At 66.7% G+C, this 5,457-nt stretch carries 5 protein-coding genes; all 5 read right to left on the reverse strand.

What is annotated here, in order from left to right; genetic code table 11:
* The coding region (locus DBR22_RS05850; RefSeq protein WP_108598218.1) for a glycosyltransferase at positions 1-1,315 on the reverse strand (1,315 nt) is incomplete at its 3' end.
* Positions 1,312-2,598 (reverse strand): lipopolysaccharide biosynthesis protein, encoded by a 1,287-nt coding sequence (locus DBR22_RS05855; RefSeq protein WP_108598215.1) that lies wholly within the window; start codon positions 2,596-2,598, stop codon positions 1,312-1,314. The genes DBR22_RS05850 and DBR22_RS05855, both read right to left, overlap by 4 nt.
* Entirely contained in the window at positions 2,588-3,406 is an 819-nt protein-coding gene (locus DBR22_RS05860; protein ID WP_108598216.1) for a glycosyltransferase family 2 protein, read from the reverse strand. The genes DBR22_RS05855 and DBR22_RS05860 overlap by 11 nt, the downstream gene beginning before the upstream one ends.
* Positions 3,407-3,420: 14 nt before the next feature.
* On the reverse strand, positions 3,421-4,512 hold the full coding sequence (locus tag DBR22_RS05865; RefSeq protein ID WP_108598217.1) for a hypothetical protein: 1,092 nt from the start codon (positions 4,510-4,512) through the stop codon (positions 3,421-3,423).
* A 75-nt stretch (positions 4,513-4,587) separates the two neighbouring features.
* Positions 4,588-5,457, reverse strand: an 870-nt coding sequence (locus DBR22_RS05870; protein WP_146187403.1) for a CBM96 family carbohydrate-binding protein, incomplete at its 5' end; no start/stop codon positions are given.

The raw sequence follows: 5,457 nt of genomic DNA on the forward strand, positions 1-5,457 counted from the left end.
GGCGGGTGCTGCCGTGTGTGGGAAGAAGGACCGAGCACGCCAGCATGGCAATGAAGGGCAGCGCGAACAGCGAGACGCGGATGAGCATCTCGCCGCCGTATGACTGCACGGGGAAGAGCAGCAGCGGCGTGGCGGCGAGGAGGGCCACCCGGAAATCGAGACGACCCCTGCGCCAGTCGAGAAATGCCCCCACCGCGGCGAGCGTCCACAGGACGACAGTGAGGACCACGCGGATCTGCACCACGAGCATGTGCCCGGCGCTGCCGCTCACACGGTCGACAACGTTCGCCGCCACTGCACCCTGCAAGCCGGCGTCCTCCAGCGGCGGGTGTCCAACGAGGTAGGCACTCGCGGGGTAGGCGAGCCAGAGCGCCAGCACCACCACGGTAATCAGGGGCAGGCGGCTGGGCCAGACGTGTCCGCTCACGGTGAGGGCGGTGATGGTGATGAGCACCAGGAACGGCGTCAGCTGATGGCTTGCGCAGATGACAACCACGAGCAACAGGATGACCGCGAGGGCACTTATCCGGTGTCCCGGCCGGGACTCGACGGGCATCCGTCCCCGCCACATCGCCGTCAGCTCGGCGCGCCGGAAGCCGTTGAATGCGGCAGGACGCGCGGCCAACGGACCGAGGAGCAGCGCGACGATGACGAGGTACAGGAAGAAGCTGAAGGCTTGGGGAGACAGGTAGTCCTGATCCTGCCAGTTGCCGAGGCAGAAGACCCAGAGCACCAGCCAGCGCCGCCTCGGGTCGGGCGTCAGGTAGCGCGTCAGGACGCCTACGGCAGCAAGCCACAGACCTATGTTGAGCACCGGTGCCCACAGGGCAACTGCCACCGGATCGAGACCGGTGGCCGGGAGCACCGTCGCCAGGAGGGCGAAGAAACCCGGCCAGTTGAAGTACGCGTCGATGGTCGGATCAATTCCCTGGCTGCCGGACAGGGCGTCCGCGATGCCAAGGTGACGGAACGCGACCTCGCCGCGCGGTATGTCGGTCACGAAGGCTGCAGCCCCGAAGAGCACAAGGACCAGCACCACGACGAGCCACACCATGACGGCGTGGCGTGCCGGACCCGCGGGATTTCCCCGCAGCGCCACGACGAAGGAGATGTTCAGAAGCAGGACACCCAGCCAGTACGGGTAGGGCAGCACGGCGACCAGCCCCAAGTCACTGTACACAGGCACAGACACCGCGGAGGCGGCCCCCACGGCAAGAGCCAGTGACACGATGCCGCCCACCGCGCACCATACGTCCAGGGGCCGCCAGCGATCCTGTCTCTGGGTTTGGCGCGGCACGTCAAGCGTCCTGGTCATCGCGCCTCGTTCTTGACGCGCCGGAGGATGGCGAGCAAACGGAGTCCCATCCCCGCGGCGCCGATGGATAGGACAACGAGCCACGCAATGGCCATGGCGGTGGGGCCATTGTCGGCGACCAGGAGCGCTGAAACGCAGAGGGCGACTCCGAGGGCCACGCCCACCACAATCGCCTCCGTGTAGAGGCTGCGGACCCGGCAGACGGAATTGTAAGCCTGCAGCACCGCGTACGGCACCAGTCCGGCCGCCAATATCCGCAGGGCGTCAGTGGACGAATTGGCGTACCGGTCCCCCAGCAGGTGGAGCAGTGGGTGCGCGAAGATGACGAGGACGACGGCGGCAATGCCACCGATGGCGAGCGACCAACGGAAACTCGCCCAAGTGGTCGCCACCAGGCGGCCAGGGTCGCGGACTCCCTCGGAGAATTGGACGATTCCTATCAGCATCGGGGCTGTGTAGGCGGCCCAGGCCATCATCCATGCGGGGTACCAGTAGGCAGCTGCTTCCGGCGATACCATGTGCGCCAGCAGGAGCGGAAGCACCAGCCCGGGAGCACGCTCGGTGATGGTGAGGAGCTGGTGCGGGATTCCCAGCACCAGCGTTGACCGGTTCTTGGCCGGTCGCAAGGAGGGCCGCGGCCGGTAGCCGACCAGTCGTCTGAGCTGGACTATACCCAAAACACACGTCAGGGCCGACCCGAGGGTCCAGCAGGCCATCATCACGTCGGCGGGGGCGCCGTGGGCCTGCCAGGCCACGAGCGCTGTCGCTCCAAGGGAGAAGACGCCGCCCACCAGGTACCTGGACGTGGCGCTGGATCCGCGGCCCAACGCCACCAGCGCCTGGTCCAGCACGGTGCACAGAGTTCCTGTGACGGCAGCTATGAGGAACGTGAGCCAGAAGAGCACCGACATCACTGCCGTGTCCGGTGTAACCATCCACTGCAGCAGGAGGTAGCCAAGGGCCAGCACCGTGCTGGCCACCCCCACAATGCCGAACGCTGCATCCAGCACCCGCGCGGGCGGCTCCCCCCGCCCCACGGAGACAATCACGGCGGATCCGGCGCCCAGCACCGCGAGCTGCGTGCAGATCATCACCGCCGAGACTGCTGCCGTGGTGAGCCCGACCTCACGGTCGAATGTCGCATGCGCGGCCACTACCCAGAAGGCGAAACCTGTGCCTGTCTGGGCGGCTTTGGCCACGACGAGGCCGAGGGAGCTGCGCAGAGCGGAGTGCCGGACGACGGTCGAGGCCTCCGTGACAGCGATCCCCCGGTCAGCCCGCACGTCCGATGCCCCTCGCCATGCCCGCGTAGTTGTACCAGCAGAAGGCTGCGTAGTAGCGCAGCCATGCGGGTTGGCCCGCCGCGAGGCTCAAAGCGCTGCCCCGGACGGCGGCCGCCGCGGGCAGCAGCGCCAACCTTGCACCGCGCCAGCCGTGCTTGCGGATCATCAGTCCCAGGCCCGTTCCGTCCATGAGGAACTGGTCGAGCGCGAAGTCGAAATCGTCCGCGGCGAAACGGTGTTCGACCATGACCCGGCGTGATACCGCAGTCCGCATTCCCGACTGCCGCATCCGCCAGCGCAGCTCGATGTCCTCCCCGGACTTGAACGAGTCATCGAAACCCATGCCAAGCATCAGGTCCCGGTCCACGATGGTCGCCACGAGCCCGAACCAGTTGCGGCTGCGGCCGGTGCGGTGGTGATGCGCCAGCGCCTGCCCCCAATAGCCCGGTCCGGCAACACTCTCCAGACCGGCCTGGAGGGCGTCGTGGCCGTCCTCCACCAGCTCAGTGAGCAGGTCGGCGATCCCCGTAGGCCCGAACACGACGTCGGAGTCCACGAGCAGCACCCAACGGGTGGTGCTGCTTTGCACACCAAGCGTTCGGGCCCACGGCAGACCGCGTCCCTCATCACTCAGGACCCGGGCACCGGCAGCAAGGGCGAGCTCGACGGTGCGGTCGGTGGAACATCCGTCCACCAGGATGATCTCGGCCACACCGGACTGGCGCAGTGCCTCCAGACAGCGCGGGAGCATCTGCTCCGCGTTGCGGGCCGGCACGACTGCGGTGACCTCGGCAGGGCTGTGACCCATCTGTCGCCACCCCCTCAGACTTGCTCGTCGAGAACGGCCGGCAGCAGCTCCTCGAGATGCCGGACGATGTCGTCCGAGGCCTCGTCCGCCGAGTACGCCGCCGGCACCTGGAGCAGGTGGCAGGGCCGTCCGTCGAGCGCTTTGCTCAGCACGACCCCCTTTGCCGCGAAGTGCTCGCGCCAGGGGACGACGGACGTGGCCGCCAGGCCGGTCACAACCCGCTGCGAGAAGCCCGCCATCTCGATGTGGAAGTTGCCGATCATGCGGTCGATCATCCAGTCCTGGGTCTTCTCGACAATCCTGGACTTGGAGCCCTCAAAGCGCTCGATGTAAATGGCGGCCGCGAGCGGGGCCTTGGTGGTCACTGCGCGCCCCGGGAAGGCTGCCCCGGCATCAACCATGCGGTGCTCCGGCGACCACCGGCGCGAGAAGTCCGCGAGCCGCGGATAACGGATGACGAACGGGTGCACCACCGTGGTCAGGCGGCCAACGCTCTGCGAGAGCCCTGAGGGGACGAGGGGCTTCCGGACGCCTTCGAACAGGTGTGGATAGATTTCTTTGTGGTGCGGCTTGATGAACATTGGCTTCGCATAGCCGAGCAGCGTGGCGTCCTCGGCGAGGAAGGCCCAGTCGTCGCCCATGAACGACCATCCCTCGCGGCGCATCAGTTTGGCCGCCGTGCTGGTCTTACCGGTTCCACCGGCGGCGGGAAGCGCAATCGCGTGACCCCGGTAAGCCATCGTGGCCGCGTGGATCATGCCGGCTCCCCGACTGACCATGGCGGCATCGAGCACAGGAACCACGGAGGTCAACAGCTCACCCGGGCCGTGAATGCGCCACTGCGATCCATCCCTCACCACCTGGACCCGATCGGCGTTGTACCGCACGCTGGTCTCGGTGTATGCCAGTTCATGCTCGAGCAGTCCAGCATCCGGCATGGGCTCCGGCCGGTCATCGACGACGATGTCGGCTGGCCGTTCGGCATCGGTGGCGAAACACGCCAACATGGTCCGAAGCTGGTGTGCTGCCGGCGCCTGGGCGTCGACGCTGATCGTGAGCCTGCCGTGGATGTCGAAGTTCAGTGCTTTGGTCGGTGTGGTGCTCATGGTAGTCCCCTGTCTAACTGTTGGTGATCGGATGGTATTGCTCTGGACGGTGCCGTCCGAGCCGACGGCGTCCGCCTAGTTCTTTATGGTGAGCACCAGCTTGGGTGCTGCTGTGCTGCCGGCCTCCTTGGAGTTGAGGTCCAGTCCGTCGCTGCTGCTGGAGTCCATGCCAAGGGAGAGCTGTTGGCCGAGCTCTCCGGCCAGGCCGCCCGCATTCAGCGCGACGCTGTAGTTGGTGTTGGTTGTTGTCGGGCCGAGCGTGCCGATGCTGCTGGTACCGAGCGCCGGGCGGGCGTTGTAGGTGATCCCGGTCTCACTCCAGTTGTCATCAGCGACCAGTTTGACGTTCTGCGTTCCCGTGGATCCGCTCCCGGCGCTACGCAGCTGCAACGTCGCACTTTCCAGCGTCCTGCCCGCATACGCCGACAGGTCGAACTTGAGGTACGTAACCTCCACCGGGCTGTTGTCCACACCCAGCATGGAACCCGTGCCATGGTTCGTCGTCGGCACGGCGCTCGACACGTAGGTGTCAGCGGCGGCAGGGAGCGTCACGGTCTGCGACGTCCCGCCGCCTGGGGAAGCTGTAGTGAATGTCCAGGCCCTGTCGGTCGCCAATGCGTTACCGGCAAGGTCCTTTACCCCGGCGGAGCCACCCTTGATCGTTGCCGTGTAGGCGGTACCGGCGGCCAGATCCGCAAAGGGATCCAGGGTCGCAATCCTGGACGGACCGTCATAGCGCACAGCGGCCTGCACCGTCGTCGAACCCGCCGTCAACGTGAAGGTGCCCGCCGTAATGGTCGAGGCATTCATGGGCTCCGAGAACGTCCCCGTCACATTCCCGGTCACCGCCAGATCAGTCGACCCGGCAGCCGGCGACGTACCCGTCACCGTAGGTGCCGTTGTATCTCCACCACCGCCGCCGGTGCCGTCGTAGTAATGCCAGTA

Origin of the sequence: Arthrobacter sp. HMWF013, assembly GCF_003061105.1 — a bacterium.
Classification (GTDB): Bacteria; Actinomycetota; Actinomycetes; order Actinomycetales; family Micrococcaceae; genus Arthrobacter.

What these genes read in the sequence shown, in the direction of transcription:
- DBR22_RS05860 (WP_108598216.1), bottom strand. Translation starts at nt 3,406, where the DNA reads ATGGGTCACAGCCCTGCCGAGGTCACCGCAGTCGTGCCGGCCCGCAAC.
- DBR22_RS05865 (WP_108598217.1), bottom strand. Translation starts at nt 4,512, where the DNA reads ATGAGCACCACACCGACCAAAGCACTGAACTTCGACATCCACGGCAGG.